This window comes from Terribacillus saccharophilus, assembly GCF_002272075.1.
Lineage (GTDB): Bacteria > Bacillota > Bacilli > Bacillales > Amphibacillaceae > Terribacillus > Terribacillus saccharophilus_A.
This window is the reverse complement of record NZ_NPBJ01000016.1, coordinates 66,102-81,648: the sequence shown is the minus strand read 5'-3', so window position 1 is coordinate 81,648 and position 15,547 is coordinate 66,102. Positions and strand designations below refer to the sequence as shown.

The window sequence follows — 15,547 nt, the reverse complement described above, 5'->3', positions numbered from 1 at the left end:
CCGGTAGTTATGGCAAAATGGATTCGAATGTATAGCTGCCTGATTCTGCTTCGAAGGAAATCTCTCCGTTTTTATGTTCTTTGAAGGTGACGCCAGCTGCTTTATGAATAGGTTTTCCATTAATTCGAACCGATTTCGTATCTTTTGCTGGGATTGTAATTGTTGCTGTCGTATTAGATGGAATGACAGCCTCGTAACTGAAGGTTTGATCTTCCACTTTCCAGCTGCTTTCAATACGGCCATACATGGAATTGACATGTCCCTTTGCCCATGTCATTACCTGATCCGGATCCGGCGTCGGCTCGAGCAGGAAGTGCTTGAAGCCTGGGTGATCTGGATCTCGTTTGATTCCTAATGATTCTTTATACATCCATGCTCCAACGGCACCGAACGAATAGTGGTTGAAGGAATTCATGCTGTTATTGCCGCCAAAACCGTCTTCTTCTGTATATGAGTTAAGGCGCTCCCAAATTGTTGTTGCACCATTCTCCACCGAATACAACCAGGATGGATAGGAGGTCTGCTGGAGCAGGCGATAAGCGATGTCATCGTGACCATGGTCAGAAAGTGCTTGGCTGATTGCTGCTGTTCCAATGAATCCTGTCATTAGAGAGTACTCTGGACGCTCCTTACCTAAGTCATCCGTATTCTTCCTCTGAACCGCAGCTACTAGATGATCAGCTGCAGCAGCTGCATTGGTTTCATTTAATACGTTAAGAGCCAAAGGTACGCTATAAGAAGCTTGACTATCAGAAACAGTACCATCGGATTTCAATGTTTTTTTCGTTTCCGGATCGATGAACTTTTCATTGAAGAATTGCTTACGTTCTTCATAACGTTTCCAGTAATATGCTGCATCGTCATCATTACCGAGAATCTCTGCTGTCTTGGCCATGAGTTCCAAATCATACACATGATACGCTGCCCATAGGAAAACATTTTCTGTCTTACTGTTTTCAGGGCTCAGCCAGTCTCCTAAAGGTCCTTCATTTATCAGTCCTGTTGTAGAATTCACTTTTGTATCCAAGTAATCGACATATTGCTTCATGCTAGCATAGTGTTCCTGGAGGACAGTTTCGTCTCCATATTGCTGGTAAGCATGCCATGGTACAGTTAGTCCGGCGCTTCCCCACAGGATACCGCCAAAGCCAGGTCCAATTGGCGTAACGTCTGAATAGCGTCCGTCAGCACGCTGCAGATCACGGTTAGCTAGATTATGTCTGCGCAGGAACTGGTTCACGTTATCCATATAGGTGGCAGTTTCCGAGAAGACGGAAATATCGCCATTCCAACCCATTCGTTCATTACGAGCCGGAGTGTCAGTCGGGATAGAGAGGAAGTTACCTCGCATGCTCCATGTAATGTTTTCCCATAGCTTATTTACAGTTGAATTGGAGGTCTCGTAGCTCGAATCAATATCATGAATGGAGCTGATCACCAATCCTTTCACATCCTTGAGAGCAGGTGCTTTTTCTACACCGGTAATCTCGATATAGCGATAACCATGAAAAGTGAAACGAGGCTGTATCGTCTGATTACCTTTTTTCGTTACATACGTATCTTGAACCAAAGCAGCACGCAGATTTTCCTGCATGAGCATACCAGTATTCTCACCAGAGTCTTCATTGTCTGGATAAAGCATTTCAGCATAGCGAAGGGTGATCTCTTCATCAGCGTTCTGTTTCTTCAGCTTGACTTGCGGCACCCCAACCATGTTTTGCCCCATATCATAGACATACACGCCTGGCCGAACTTCTTCCATGCTTTTTGCTGTCAATGTCTCGACAATCTGAGCGTTTTCTCCGACTTGACCTGTAATCTGCATATCACTGTAATCCAGATTTCCTGCGGTTGTCGTTTCATCTAACGGCACTTCGACAGCCTGTTTCCAATCCTTAGGCTTGAAGCTTGCCTTACTCCAATTCTTCATTTCCTTATTTGCATCATACACTTCACCTTGAAAGAAGCTGCCGTAAACTAGCGGACCGTCTGTCGTGTACTCCCAGTCAGGGTTCGTCGTGATAGTGTCGGTCGTACCGTCTTCATAGGTGATGACGAGCTTTGCCAAAAGGGAATTACGATCGCCGAAATAGTTCCAGTTATCCGTCGTGAAGGTGCTCGCGCCGCTCCACCATCCCTCTCCCAGCATGGCTCCGAACGCATTGTCTTTACCAGACTTAAGCTGATCTGTCACATCATAAGTTTGGTACATTTGTGTCTTGTTGTATTGAGTTAGACCTGGATTGAAGTAATCTTCCCCGACGCGTTCTCCGTTCAGATAGAGTTCATATATTCCACGAGCTGTTGCATATAGTCTGGCATCTTGGATTTTCTTTTTATCTGTTTTGAATTCGGTTCTTAGCAGCGGAGTAGAATGCTCACTAGGGTCTGCAACAGCAAAGACGCCTTTGCTGCCGCCAGAAACGTTGTATGCACCAGATTTAACAGTTACTCCTTTTGATTTGGCAAAGATACCTTTATAATTCTTCGCTTCTGTATTTTCTTCAAAGAGAATATTGGATGGTTTGCGGTAGTTCGTTACGCTCAGATTAGTGAAACTTGCCTGCTGCTTTTTATCAACTGAAAATCCAATTTCAGACAGCATAGGAAAAGCGATATAATTACCGCCTGAGCCGACAGGGTTCACATTAAAGCCATTCGCAGGAGTGATTCTGTTTTCCCCATCTATGAATAGATGGAAGACACCTGAATTTCCCCAAATGGATATGTCGTGGTTTTGATACTTATTTGTTTGATTAATTATATCCCGAGAGATGACGAGTTCTGTAATGGCTTTATCTGGATCATCTTTTGGTTCATAACCTGCACGGTATATGAGCAGCTTAGCATTTCCGGAATTTTTCTTTACATCTGAAACATCCAGCTCGAATTCTACATAGCTATCATTCACATCATTTTCGAGATTGTACATATTTTTATTTTTATCCATCAGTCTCGGATCATTGGCACCGAGGATGAAGCTGGCTTTTTCAGTATTTGTCTTCTTATCCAGCTGTAAGCTGTAATGTACTTTATACACATTGAAATAGTGCGCTTGGAGCACCATATCTTCTGCTTCGGTACCGATCCATTCAGCGCCGTCCCAAGCAGAAATATCTGTATTCAATAGTCCTGTTTCAAACCAGCTGTCTGCTGTTGACTTCTTACCGTTTTCGTTCCACACGGACACTGACCATTCATAACGAGTAGCAGGTTTTAGTTCTTTTCCATCATATTGGAGGGCGACAGACTTATCAGAATGCTGTTTCTTTGTATTCCAAAACGTTTTTCCTTCTGGATCCTTCACTACAATCTGATAGGCTTTTTGTTTTGCCCCTTGATGATCAGCTTTCATTTGCCAGCTGAAGGTAGGGTTTGGATTGTCCAAACCAAGCGGTGTTGAACTGAAATCTGTTAAAAGATTAATAACTTCGACTTTCTGTTTCTTGGCATCTACAGGACTGGAAACAAAGGGTAGAAACGAGGTTAGGACTAGGAGCAGTGAGGTAACCAACACAACACGACGATAAACCCGGGTCTGCATACGATTCCTCCTTTATAGTGGTTGATGATAATACTGTAAGGCACTCCTTTCCGTGCACGAGGGGAGACAACTCCGACTGTAGCACATTTATTGTTAACGCTTACATACTTAGATTCTACTGTATCCTAGCTCATTTTTAGAGGGGACATTTCTTAGTTATGGGGGAGAATCATAAGGTGTTATAAAGAAATTAATGGAAAAAAACCTAGGCGTCAGTACTCGATCCTTTGTCTCTTGTAGCATTCCATCATAATTCATACAATTGAATAATTCATTTATATAAAGTATTTGAAAGACAGAGTATGGAGGGATAATTGTGGAATTAAATAAAGTTATATTAGATGCAACTGACGTACACAAACAACATCTATTGGAATGGAGAAGACACTTGCATGAGAACCCGGAGCTTTCTTTTCAGGAAGAGCACACATCACAGTTCGTTTACGATACATTGGCTGGGTTTGGGAATCTGGAACTAAGCAGACCAACAAAGACAAGTGTCATGGCTAAGCTGAAGGGAGCAAAACCTGGTAAAGTAATTGGCTTCCGCGCAGACATGGATGCCCTGCCGATACAGGAAGAAACGAACCTGCCTTTCGCTTCCAAGGTGGATGGTGTGATGCACGCATGCGGTCATGATGCGCATACTAGCATCTTACTTACAGCAGCAGAAATACTTAGCAGCAAGCAACAAGACGTAAGAGGAGAAATCCGCTTCTTCTTCCAGCACGCAGAAGAGCTGTTTCCTGGCGGTGCGAAGGAAATGGTAGAAGCCGGCGTTACCGATGGAGTGGATATGGTGTTTGGGCTGCATGTTGCTTCTCAATTGCCGCGAGGTAAGGTTGGTGTCATTTATGGACCAGCCACGTCAAATTCCGATCAGTTCCATTTGACTGTAAAGGGAAGAGGCGGGCATTCTTCGCAGCCGGATAAGACGGTAGATCCAATTGTTATCAGTGGGCAGATCATCACTAATTTGCAATCAGTTGTCTCACGTATGACTAGTCCAAATGAAGAGTTAGTTGTTTCTATCACCACTTTGCAAGCTGGAGATGCAGTAAATGTTATTCCGAATGAAGTGCATATAGGAGCATCACTGCGTTCGCTCAAGCAAGATGTGCGGAAGAATGCGATAACGGCTATTGAGCGAATGGTGAAAGGTATAACGGAAGCAAATGATGCTGCATATGAGCTGGAAGTTACGTATGGATATGATTCTGTCATCAATGAAAAGGAAGCTACTGCAATTGCAGAACGTGCACTCAAGCGAAAGCTTGGAGAGGAAGCAGTACTTCATGGCAGTGCAATCATGGGAGGCGAGGACTTTGCTGCCTTTGCTAATGCCGTTCCTGGATGCTTTGTTTTTGTTGGTGCTAAGGAAGAGGGAAATCCATCTCCTGCACCTCATCATCATCCGCAATTTCGAATTGAGGAAGAAGCAATGCAGGATGGTGTGCAATTCTTTCTAGGCATTGCAGAGGAACTTGTTTTCTAAAGAGGAGCCATTGGACTCCTCTTTTTGTTTACATTTATTGTATTTTCTCGTAAGCTTCGATGCAGGAGGGATGGATATGAACAAGGCACGGAACCATGTAGCAATTATGATGGATGGGAATGGAAGATGGGCTACAGAGAAAGGGAAACCACGCAGTGCCGGGCATTATGCAGGTATGCTTGCGGTAAGGCGAACTGTAGAAGCTGCTGTCCAGCTGGGTATATCAAATCTGACACTGTATGCTTTTTCGTCGGAAAACTGGAAGAGGCCAAAGCAGGAAGTGGATTATATCATGCAGCTGCCTAGTATCTTTTATAAAACTGAAATTAAAGCTCTGAATAAAGCTGGGGTAAGGGTGGAGTTCTTTGGAAATCTGCAGGTATTGCCGAAGAAGACGTTGGATGTAGTCGAACGTACGATGCAGGAAACTATATATAATGAGAAACTAATCCTTCGCATTGCGTTGAACTACGGAAGCAAGGATGAGATCATCTACGGAATAAAGGAAATGATGCAATCAAATAGACAAGGAATACAGGATTATGAAGAACTGCAGCAGTTTTTCTGGACAAAGGGGATGCCTGATGTGGATGTGCTGATTCGTACAAGCGGAGAACAGCGACTTAGTAATTTTCTATTAATGCAGGCAGCTAATGCTAGACTAGTTTTTATAAAGGCATATTGGCCTGACTTTGAGGGAGCCATGCTGTCTGCTGCTATTGAAGCGCATTGACCTTTTGTAACCTGTTTCTGACATAAAAACATTTTATAGCTAGTTAAAAACTGTGTTTTTATTAGAATTATTGAATTGATATTCATCTTAGGTCTTTTAAGCAAAACGCAGGAGTGCTATGATAGTTAGCATATAAATTTTCTGAAATATTTTACTATTTAATTATTGGAGGAGAGATCTTATGCTAACAAAACAGACCGAAATTGAATTGTCCAATGAACAGGTAGAAGAGATAGTCAACTGGAGAAGGTATTTGCATCAGTATCCAGAGCTGTCTTTTCAAGAGTATAAGACATCAGCCTTTATTTATGAAACATTAAGCACATTTCCTAATCTGGAAGTGACAAGACCTACAGAAACGAGTGTATTGGCAGTACTGAAGGGTGCGTATCCTGGTAAGACAATCGGCTTCCGAGCTGATATGGACGCCTTGCCGATACAAGAAGAAACCGGTCTTCCATATGCTTCCGAAAACGATGGTATCATGCATGCTTGCGGACATGATGGTCATACTGCCATCTTGCTTGGTGTCGCGAAAGCATTGAGTGCAAAACAGGAGAAAGTCCATGGCGAGATTCGTTTCTACTTCCAGCATGCAGAAGAGCAGTTACCAGGAGGCGCCAGAGAGATGGTTGCAGCTGGGGTGACAGAAGGCGTGGATTATGTGTTCGGTTTGCATCTTTCCTCTCTTACTCCATTAGGTCAGTTGACGATTACACCGGGAGCGGCTACTTCCAATTCGGACATGTTCCACGTCACAATTAAAGGAAAAGGCGGTCATTCATCTCAGCCAGAAAACACAATAGATCCGGTTGTAACCAGCGCACAGATTATCACGAGCCTGCAGACTGTCGTTTCGCGTATCACAAGTCCGAAGGATGAATTGGTTGTGTCAGTCACGACATTACAAGCAGGAGATGCTGTCAATGTCATTCCGGAGCAAGTGAAAATTGGCGCGTCCGTTCGCTCCTTCAGTCAGGATGTCCGAAAACGGGCAGTTGAGGCGATTGAGCAGATCATTAAAGGTGTTTCCGAAGCGAATGGCTGTCAGTATGAACTGAACTATACGTATGGCTATGACTCCGTTGTGAATGATACGGAAGCTACTGCTATTGCTGTTGGCGCTATCCGCCGCAAACTTGGTGAAGGAGCGTATGTAGAAGGAGAAGCAATCATGGGAGGCGAAGATTTCTCAGCTTTTTCAAACGTTGTTCCTGGCTGTTTCGTGTTCGTAGGCGCTTGTTCTCCGGATAATCAGACACCAGCTCCACATCATCATCCAAAATTCCTTATCGACGAAGCAGCGTTGGCGGATGGGGCGAACATGTTCCTTGCTATTGCTGAAGACTTGGTGCTGGAATAGGAGGAAACTAACATGAGTGCTGTTACAGCGACACTGATCATATTAGCTATCATCGCTCTAGGGGAAGTTTTTTCAATTATATCCCGGGCAAAGATTCCGACCTTGCTTGTTGTGGTGGTCGTATTCTTTACCTTATTACAGACCGGCGTATTGCCGAAAGATATTCTGGCAGCTTCTACTTTTACAGTAGTAGGAGCCGTATTGCAGCCGGCCATTCTTGTACATATGGGGACGCTGATTCCTTTGAAGGTAATGAAGCAGCAATATAAAGCTGTCATTATCACCTTAATCGGAATCACTATCTCCTGTGGTCTGATGCTTGTTGCAGTGCCAATCTTTTTCGATTATGAAACAGCCGTCGCTGGTGCAGGGCCGCTAACTGGCGGTATCATTGCCTATCTTGTTACAGCCGAAGGTTTGCAGGCCCAGGGGTTGACAGCATTGATTGCGATTCCTGCCATCATTCTTTCGCTGCAGCAACTGATCGGCATGCCGATCAGCTCTTGGATGCTTCGCCGCCACGGCTTGAAGCTTCTAAAAGACATGGACGAAAACAAAGCTTTTGTAGCAGCAACAATAGAAGAAGAGACAGATGATGAAACAGCTCCTGAAAAGCGAAAAAGCCTCTTTCCCGAAAAACTCATGGAAAGTCATTTCTTTGTCTTATTCTTAATTTTCATCGGGTCGGCATTGGCTGTCTGGCTGGGTGAGCTTACAAGTATTAGTTACAGCTTATTCGGTCTAGCAATCGGGATTATTGGTTCAGCCATCGGTTTCTTCCCAGATAAGGCTTTGGAACGCTCCAACGGTTTCAGTATCGCTATGGTCGGACTGATCTTTGTCGTGATGGAATCACTCGTTGATGTGACTGTAGCCGATATTCTGGCTGTATTGCCGGCTGTTTCTGCCATTCTCATCATTGGTACTTTCGGTTTGCTGTTAGGTGGGTTTCTAGGTTCCAAGTTGTTCAAGTGGGATTACAACAAAGGAGTTCCAGTTGTACTGACTGCGATGTATGGATTCCCAGGTGATTACTTAATTACTCAGGAAGTAAGTAGGAGTGTCGGCAGAAACAAGGAAGAAGAAGCGATGATTTTGAATCAGCTGCTGCCGCCGATGCTGATGGGTGGATTTGCTTCTGTCTCCATCGGGTCAGTAGTCATAGCTAGTATTTTAGTACAAACACTTTAAGGAGGCAGAAAAATGGACAAGCTTATTCGCAATGGTGTCGTAATTGATGGAACTGGAAAGGTGATAGAGGATGCTGTCATTGCAATCAAGGGAGATCGTATTACTGCAATTGGACCTGCTACTGATTTCGTAGGTATCGATGCCAAAGAAGTAATCGACGCGCAAGGTGGCTACATCCTGCCAGGTTTGATCGATACGCATGTGCATATGATGATGGAGATTAAGGACGTACGAGAATCACTTATCACCCCTTTCTCCATGCGTTTCTATGAAGCGTTAGCGTACATGAAGCGAACACTTGATGCTGGTATCACAACAGTAAGAGATGCTGGTTATGCTGACCTAGGCGTAAAGCAGGCTATCGAAAATGGCCTAATTAGCGGACCGCGTATGCAAATCAGTGTCAATCCACTGACGATCACAGGAGGCCACGGTGACAATTGGATGGTATCCGATATGGATCTGACTAATAAAGCTTATCCAGGCTTTCCATCTGGAATTTGCGACGGTCCGGAGCAGGTACGCCAGAAAGTCCGGGAGATGCTGCGGGCAGGTGCGGATATCATTAAAGTACATGCGACCGGAGGTGTCATGAGTCCGACAGATCATCCAGAATTCACCCAATTCTCTATGGAAGAGCTGCGCATCATTGTAGAGGAAGCCGCTTATCGGAAAGGGCGTAAAGTGATGGCGCACGCCCAAGGAGCAGAAGGTGTGAAGCAAGCGGTCCGGGCTGGCATCCATTCTATCGAGCATGGTATCTTCCTTGATGACGAGGCAATCGAGCTTATGCTGGAGCATGGTACGTACCTTGTTCCAACGCTGCTTGCCCCTGTCAGTGTCGTGGAAGCAAGTGAAGCGAATGAGAGCATGCCTGCGTATGCAGTTGATAAAGCGAAAGAAGTAATGGAAATTCATCAGCAGAGCGTAGCGAGAGCATATGAGGCCGGTGTCAAAATTGCAATGGGTACCGATGCAGGTGTAATGGCACATGGCACGAATCTGCGTGAGCTGGCACTGATGTGTGATATCGGCATGAGTCCGATGGAGGCGATTCTTGCATCTACTAAAATAGCTGCTGAATGCTTGGGCTGGGAAGAGAGAATTGGAACAATAGCCGAAGGAAAGCTAGCAGACTTGGTGATCGTTCAGGACAATCCTTTGGAAAATATCGCTTCCATGGCTGATACGAATAATATAAAGACAGTCATGCAGGGCGGAGAGCTGAAGAAGCAGCTTTCCATCCATGCAGGCATTCCAAGCTAGCAGCAAAACAGCGGGCAAACGCCCGCTGTTTTTGTGTACAAATATTTGACAGAACAACCTTGAGTCGAATAGGCTTAACATGTATTTTTTTTTATTTGCTTACATCATTATGTAAGCGCTTAACAAAAAGGAGGCGATTGGATGAAATCTAGTATGCTGTCGGTATGGAATGGATTATGGAATGCACATGACAGAACCAAGCGACTGTTGCTGTTCGCAGTACCAACCTCAAGGAGTGCAGCTTCAAAGCAGCCCTCTGAAACAACAGGAACTTCTGGTAAAGCACCTCGACCGTACAAACTCCCTCAGTTAGTTGGATTGTTTTTAGGTCCTCTATTGTTTTTCTCTGTTATTTTGTTTTATTACCCCGAAGGATTGAGCTATGAAGGACGTATGGTGTTGGCTACAACATTGTGGGTAGCGACATGGTGGATCACGGAAGCCATTCCGATACCTGCCACTTCTTTACTGCCGCTTATTCTCCTGCCAATAACACAAGGTCTTGATGGAGACACTGCTGCTTCAAGTTACGGAGATCCGATTGTATTCCTTTTCCTTGGCGGCTTCTTGATTGCTATGGCAATGGAGAAATGGAATTTGCATAAACGGATTGCATTAAATATCATCAGTGTTGTCGGAACGAGTACGTCACGTATTGTACTTGGATTCATGATTGCGACTGGTTTCCTCTCCATGTGGGTATCTAATACAGCAGCTGTCATGATGATGCTTCCAATTGGGACAGCTATTATCTACCAAGCTAGTCAAGCTGCCAAATCCAGTAAACAGAATATTAGGGAAGACAATAAGAAATTCGAAAAATCCCTTGTCTTCGCGATTGGATATGCGGGTACGATTGGCGGCCTTGGTACGCTGATCGGGACACCTCCGAATATTATCCTGGCAGCGATGGCAAGCAGTTTGTTCGGGGTAGAAATTTCCTTCGGAGGCTGGATGCTGATTGCAGTACCGATTGTTATCATTCTTCTATTTTCGGCATGGATCTACCTTACAAGAGTGGTTTTCCGAATAAAAATGAAGGAACTGCCAGGCGGTAAGGATCTAATCCTAAAGGAAAAACGAGATCTCGGTAAAATGTCCTTCGAGGAAAAGGCTGTACTAGCTGTATTCACTTTCGCAGCTTTCATGTGGGTAAGCCGTACTTTTCTTTGGCAAGAGGATGCTCTCTTGGAGATTATCGCTATTCCGGGTATCAGTGATACGACAATTGCAGTCTTAGCAGGTGTAATATTATTCTTAATTCCCAGTATGAATAAAAAAGGGCAAAGAATTCTTGATTGGGACGTTTCGAAAGAGCTGCCGTGGGGGGTTCTGCTTCTTTTCGGAGGAGGATTGGCAATCGCAGCTGGCTTCACTAGCTCCGGGCTTTCCCAATGGATGGGCGATCAGCTCACAGTCTTGGAAGGACTTAATATATTTGTGATTATCATTATTTCGACGACACTAGTATTGTTCTTGACTGAGATTACATCCAATACAGCAACTGCCACTATGATCTTGCCTGTAATGGCTTCATTGGCTTTGGCTTTGGACGTTCATCCGTATGCTATCATGGTTCCTGCAGCAATGGCTGCTAACTGTGCCTTCATGCTGCCGGTCGGAACACCGCCGAATGCTATCATATTTGCATCTGGTAAAATTACAATAGCAGAAATGGTCAGGACAGGTTTTGTGCTAAACATCTTCACCCTGATACTAGTGATACTTGGAGTCTTTGCGCTTGTCGGTCCTCTATGGGGCCTTGAATTGAACGTTTACCCTGAATCGTGGAAATGATTTTGATGGGAGTCTGCCATTGGCGGGCTCCTATTCTGTGAAGGAGATTATTATGAAACATTATCTAGTGATCGGAGGAACTGGCATGCTCCAAGCAGCTGTCCTTGATTGGAATCAGGAGGGGCATAAGGTGACAGTCGTTGCTCAAACGGAGGAAAAACTCCGACGTTTATCCAAATGCGCTGCCTATCCAGAGCTTCTCCGAACTGTACAAGCAGATTACCATCAGCTAGAAAGCTTTCAAAAAAAGCTTGAAGATATGCCAGCGCCGGATATCATTGTCAGTTGGATTCATCGCAGTGGAAACAATGCAATACAGGCTTTGAGCAGTATTTATGGCGTTTTAGCAAAGAGGGTAGAACTGTTTCATATAAAAGGAAGCAGTGCGCATGATTCACGACAGAACTATACACCTAACTATTCTGATACTATCGATTATCATGAAATCATTCTAGGTTTCCAGCTAACCGGAGGCGCTTCCAGGTGGCTTACAAATGAGGAAATAGCGAATGGAGTAAGAGAAGCAGTTAAACTGCGGGAGCATCGCTATATTGTCGGAACAGTTGAGCCATGGAGTGCCAGACCTTAATCTTTGTTTCTTTGTTTAGAAATATGAAATTTTTTCTTCTGAATTGTTCATAACTTATGGATTCTACCGATAATAGAGATGTGCAGCTAGGAAAATAGGTCTAGGTTTGCCCAAGGATTAACCGGAGGGTTCCCGATGAAGGAAGCAAAAGATCAAGGTTGGGCGTTGGTGGCTAAGCTGATGAAGGAAGAAGAGAACCTTGCTGTTGAGAGTGGAGAGAATGGATATACCGGGCTTAACGGTAAATTCCTAGCATTGCTAAGCATAGCTGTTTTCGTGACAAACGGAGACGAGCGTGCACTTCGGCAGCAATTCGAAGCTGCTCTTCTGTCCGGCATTTCTGTCCAAGAGATGATGGAGGCAATCCAACATTGTGCATTGTTGAATGGGTTCCCACCTTCGCTGAAAGCTATGTCATTATTAAAAGAAGTAGTGGACGACCAATGAAAAATGCGTGCAGATGATTCTGCACGCATTTTGTCATTTAAAGATATTGAACCAGCCTTTTCGTTTGAAGCGCCATAGCATTACTAAGGCAATAACAGCCATCAGCAGCATTGCAACCGGATACCCATATTTCCATTGCAGCTCCGGCATATAAGCAAAGTTCATCCCGTATACCCCGGCGATAAAGGTTAATGGAATAAAAATAGTAGAAACAATTGTCAGAGTCATCATGATTGCATTCATTCGATTGCTATTGATCGACTCATAGCTGTCCCGCATATCCGATGTGAGCTCCCTATTGGAATCAACGATTTCAGTAAGTTTCAGCAAATGGTCATAAATATCATTAAAATAGGCCTTTTGGTTTTGAACAAAATCGAATTTCTGAATACTGAGCAGGCGGTAGATCAAATCTCGCATTGGTGCAATCGTACGCCGGGTTCTAAGCAGATCACTGCGGATATCAAATACCTCATTTATTACAGTTTGCGGTGATTTATGGCTTTCTTCATCCTCGATCTCATTAAGCCGATCTTCCATTTTATATAATGGTGGGAAATAATCATCGACTAATTTATCTATCAGATGATAGACAATTTTTGATGGAGAATGCTCTGATGGACCTTCTTCCATAACTCGCTGCCAAACGTGGTCCGCTGCCATTGATTCTTCGAGATGAAAGGTGACCACATAACGTTCAGAAATAAAGATATCCAATTCATCCGACACGAAAGACTCGTGATTCAGTTCGTGAAGAACGAGGAAATGGTACCCGTCATATTCATCGAGCTTTGGCCGCTGAAGGAAATGAAAGCAATCCTCGATTGCCAATGGGTGAAAGTGGAAGATCTCTCCGAGTTTATCTGATTCGGCCTCTGTAGGTACACTAAAATCAACCCAATACCAGAGTATTTCAGGACTGTTTAGTTCCTGATACGGCAGATCTTTAAGTATTTTTTTGTCACGTGTTATCGCTATGCTGCGTATCATGGTACAACCTCCTGCAATATATAGCCACATTATAACGTATTCGGAGGCAGAGAGAAAACGACAAGCAGTGTGATTAAAGAAAAGGGCTATGGGGTATAAAATGAATATACAGCCAAGCATTGTAACTGTTGTGAAATTGCTGAAATGCCATTTGTCTGAATATTTTAAAATTTTATACGCAAAAGTATTGCGCTTTTGGAGTGAATCTTTTATAGTATTCAACAACCTACAACAATCACCATTGCTTAGCCAGCCGGTTAAGCTGAAGGAGGACAACGATATGTCTGAAAATAAAAGCTTTGTAACTGTTGGTGACTGGGTAACAGGACATTCGATAAATGATGAATTATTTACCGGATTCGTGGAAGCAGTGAATGCGAAACTGAACACGGTGAAAGTATACGTTACAGAAAGTGACCATAAAAATACGATCGGCAAAACGATCGAAACCTTCCAAAGCAAGATCAAGTATTTTCCGCCAACAGTGGATCCGAGCAAGGCGCATCTTTTGAATCTTATTGATCTATCTCTTATTTCCGGCGATAAGGACTGGTTCCTGCAGCTGACAGAAGAATTGAAGATACTAGACGAACTGGAATCAGAGTCTAGTACAGAATATATCCCGAATTAACTGGACCGAGCAGATATTGCTCGGTTTTTATTTTCTTGAAATTGGATAGACACCGGTTGAAGCAGTACTATGGTAAAGATGAAGGAGTTGGAAGTGTATTTAAGGAAATTCTGAGCGGGATATTGCTGCCTGCTGATTCAAGGCAGGAGGTAATCTAATCTCTTGTAGAGAAGTAATGTATAGCCTGCATTCTGTTCACAAAAGGAGAGGGATTTATGAAAAAGCTAATTATAAACGCGGATGATTTTGGGTATTCCCATGCCGTAAACTACGGTATTCTTGATTGCTTTCAAAATGGGGTATTAACATCAGCTACAATGATGGTCAATATGCCGGGTGCTGGACACGCAGCTGCGCTAGCTAAGGAGCATCAAAATCTTGGCGTCGGTATCCACTTAGTGCTGACATGCGGGGAACCACTATTAACGACACATAAGACAATAGTCGATAGTAATGGTTCTTTCCGTAATCTAGCATTCTATCAAGGCTCCTATACGATTGATCGGGAGGAAGTGAAAACGGAGTGGCAAGCACAGATCGAACGCTTTCTTTCATTCGGGCTTACACCGACACACTTGGATAGTCATCACCATATCAATACCTATAAAGAAATCGATGAAGTATTCCTTGAACTTGCCGATAGGTATGGCTTACCTGTCCGCCATAATATGAAGCTGCCAGCAGCGTATGTCACTACGGAAAAATTTGAGTTGTCTCTAGAGAAAGCTTTGGCTGATGAAGATTCACTGTTAGAGATCTTCGGTGACGCAGATACACTTGAAGTGATGTCCCATCCAGGTTATTTGGATAAAGCTATCTATACAGGATCCTCTTATAATTACCCGCGGCTGGATGAAGTAGAATTACTCACATCCAGTAAAGTAGTTGATTGGATCAAACAAAGCAAGACAATTGAGTTGGCGACATTCACACATATCGCTTAAGCTGAGAGAGCAATCATCGCTCCCTCACCTGAATCCCAAAAAGATCCTCCATCTTTTCATTCATAAACTGATAGGATGCTTCGATACCAGCATTATAAAAAATAGGACCTAGTTCTTTAATGATAAAGTCGAGCAGCAGACCTGCGGCCAGGTCGCCTAGCTGCTCGTCTTTTTCTTGTTCGAAATACGTCTGCAGGGAACTTATCATTTCATTGCGCTGGGTGTCGTTTAATTGGATTGGGTTTTGCACGTGTTTTCCCTCCGTTGGCTTATTTTCGTTTCATTATAGCAGAAAGTTCTGCTAGACTTTAGAAAAGGAAAAAAGGTGGGAGTAACGATGGCAGAATTATCTTATGAGATAGTGAAAGAACTCGGAGTGCTATCTGTATCACCTAAAGGATGGCAGAAGGGACTCAATTTGATCAGCTGGAATGGGCGGGAGCCGAAGTATGATATCCGGGACTGGGCGCCGGAGCATGAGAAGATGGGAAAAGGTATCACATTGTCTGTTGAAGAAGTCAGGACATTGCGCACTTTATTGCAGGAGCAGGACTGAC

Annotated in this window: 14 protein-coding genes; 11 read left to right on the top strand and 3 right to left on the bottom strand. The window is 43.9% G+C overall.

The window, feature by feature from the left end:
* Nucleotides 1-7: 7 nt before the first annotated feature.
* Nucleotides 8-3,544, bottom strand: coding sequence for an alpha-L-rhamnosidase (locus CHH48_RS08660; RefSeq protein ID WP_095218745.1), 3,537 nt, complete (start codon nt 3,542-3,544; stop codon nt 8-10).
* Between the two features lie 316 nt (nt 3,545-3,860).
* Between CHH48_RS08660 and CHH48_RS08655 the strand changes: the two genes are divergently transcribed.
* The 8 genes from CHH48_RS08655 to CHH48_RS08620 all read left to right on the top strand — a co-directional run bounded on the left by CHH48_RS08655 (nt 3,861) and on the right by CHH48_RS08620 (nt 12,425).
* Nucleotides 3,861-5,039 (top strand): M20 metallopeptidase family protein, encoded by a 1,179-nt coding sequence (locus CHH48_RS08655; RefSeq protein WP_245840348.1) that lies wholly within the window; start codon nt 3,861-3,863, stop codon nt 5,037-5,039.
* Between the two features lie 76 nt (nt 5,040-5,115).
* Entirely contained in the window at nt 5,116-5,772 is a 657-nt protein-coding gene (gene uppS / locus CHH48_RS08650) for a polyprenyl diphosphate synthase (RefSeq protein WP_175074226.1), read from the top strand.
* Between the two features lie 181 nt (nt 5,773-5,953).
* On the top strand, nt 5,954-7,135 hold the full coding sequence (locus CHH48_RS08645; RefSeq protein ID WP_095218743.1) for a M20 metallopeptidase family protein: 1,182 nt from the start codon (nt 5,954-5,956) through the stop codon (nt 7,133-7,135).
* 12 nt (nt 7,136-7,147) lie between these two features.
* Nucleotides 7,148-8,326, top strand: a complete 1,179-nt coding sequence (locus CHH48_RS08640) for a hypothetical protein (protein WP_095218742.1) — start codon at nt 7,148-7,150, stop codon at nt 8,324-8,326.
* 12 nt (nt 8,327-8,338) lie between these two features.
* Nucleotides 8,339-9,592 (top strand): metal-dependent hydrolase family protein, encoded by a 1,254-nt coding sequence (locus CHH48_RS08635; protein ID WP_095218741.1) that lies wholly within the window; start codon nt 8,339-8,341, stop codon nt 9,590-9,592.
* A gap of 141 nt (nt 9,593-9,733) precedes the next feature.
* Complete coding sequence (locus tag CHH48_RS08630) at nt 9,734-11,389, top strand: SLC13 family permease (protein WP_095218740.1); 1,656 nt, start codon at nt 9,734-9,736, stop codon at nt 11,387-11,389.
* A 52-nt stretch (nt 11,390-11,441) separates the two neighbouring features.
* On the top strand, nt 11,442-11,978 hold the full coding sequence (locus tag CHH48_RS08625) for a hypothetical protein (protein WP_095218739.1): 537 nt from the start codon (nt 11,442-11,444) through the stop codon (nt 11,976-11,978).
* A 135-nt stretch (nt 11,979-12,113) separates the two neighbouring features.
* Entirely contained in the window at nt 12,114-12,425 is a 312-nt protein-coding gene (locus CHH48_RS08620) for a carboxymuconolactone decarboxylase family protein (protein WP_095218738.1), read from the top strand.
* A 33-nt stretch (nt 12,426-12,458) separates the two neighbouring features.
* Here the strand turns inward: CHH48_RS08620 and corA are convergent, their stop codons facing one another.
* The gene (gene corA, locus CHH48_RS08615) at nt 12,459-13,415 is read right to left on the bottom strand and encodes a magnesium/cobalt transporter CorA (RefSeq protein ID WP_095218737.1); all 957 of its coding nucleotides are present in this window, start codon (nt 13,413-13,415) and stop codon (nt 12,459-12,461) included.
* A gap of 280 nt (nt 13,416-13,695) precedes the next feature.
* On the opposite strand from corA, the gene CHH48_RS19495 reads away from it, so the two are divergent.
* Nucleotides 13,696-14,046, top strand: a complete 351-nt coding sequence (locus CHH48_RS19495) for an IDEAL domain-containing protein (protein ID WP_175074231.1) — start codon at nt 13,696-13,698, stop codon at nt 14,044-14,046.
* 215 nt (nt 14,047-14,261) lie between these two features.
* Nucleotides 14,262-14,990, top strand: coding sequence for a chitin disaccharide deacetylase (chbG, locus tag CHH48_RS08605; protein ID WP_095218735.1), 729 nt, complete (start codon nt 14,262-14,264; stop codon nt 14,988-14,990).
* A 13-nt stretch (nt 14,991-15,003) separates the two neighbouring features.
* Here the strand turns inward: chbG and CHH48_RS08600 are convergent, their stop codons facing one another.
* Nucleotides 15,004-15,240 carry a DUF2164 family protein gene (locus tag CHH48_RS08600; protein ID WP_095218734.1) on the bottom strand — a complete coding sequence of 79 codons (237 nt, stop codon included), beginning with the start codon at nt 15,238-15,240 and terminating at the stop codon, nt 15,004-15,006.
* A gap of 87 nt (nt 15,241-15,327) precedes the next feature.
* Here CHH48_RS08600 and CHH48_RS08595 point away from each other — a divergent pair, with 87 nt between their 5' ends.
* Entirely contained in the window at nt 15,328-15,546 is a 219-nt protein-coding gene (locus tag CHH48_RS08595) for a YdbC family protein (protein ID WP_095218733.1), read from the top strand.
* Nucleotide 15,547 lies beyond the last annotated feature (1 nt).

Coding starts and splice junctions, on each gene's coding strand:
- CHH48_RS08660 (WP_095218745.1), bottom strand. CDS start 3,544: ATGCAGACCCGGGTTTATCGTCGTGTTGTGTTGGTTACCTCACTGCTC.
- uppS (WP_175074226.1), top strand. CDS start 5,116: ATGAACAAGGCACGGAACCATGTAGCAATTATGATGGATGGGAATGGA.
- CHH48_RS08645 (WP_095218743.1), top strand. CDS start 5,954: ATGCTAACAAAACAGACCGAAATTGAATTGTCCAATGAACAGGTAGAA.
- CHH48_RS08640 (WP_095218742.1), top strand. CDS start 7,148: ATGAGTGCTGTTACAGCGACACTGATCATATTAGCTATCATCGCTCTA.
- CHH48_RS08635 (WP_095218741.1), top strand. CDS start 8,339: ATGGACAAGCTTATTCGCAATGGTGTCGTAATTGATGGAACTGGAAAG.
- CHH48_RS08630 (WP_095218740.1), top strand. CDS start 9,734: ATGAAATCTAGTATGCTGTCGGTATGGAATGGATTATGGAATGCACAT.
- CHH48_RS08625 (WP_095218739.1), top strand. CDS start 11,442: ATGAAACATTATCTAGTGATCGGAGGAACTGGCATGCTCCAAGCAGCT.
- CHH48_RS08620 (WP_095218738.1), top strand. CDS start 12,114: ATGAAGGAAGCAAAAGATCAAGGTTGGGCGTTGGTGGCTAAGCTGATG.
- corA (WP_095218737.1), bottom strand. CDS start 13,415: ATGATACGCAGCATAGCGATAACACGTGACAAAAAAATACTTAAAGAT.
- CHH48_RS19495 (WP_175074231.1), top strand. CDS start 13,696: ATGTCTGAAAATAAAAGCTTTGTAACTGTTGGTGACTGGGTAACAGGA.
- chbG (WP_095218735.1), top strand. CDS start 14,262: ATGAAAAAGCTAATTATAAACGCGGATGATTTTGGGTATTCCCATGCC.
- CHH48_RS08595 (WP_095218733.1), top strand. CDS start 15,328: ATGGCAGAATTATCTTATGAGATAGTGAAAGAACTCGGAGTGCTATCT.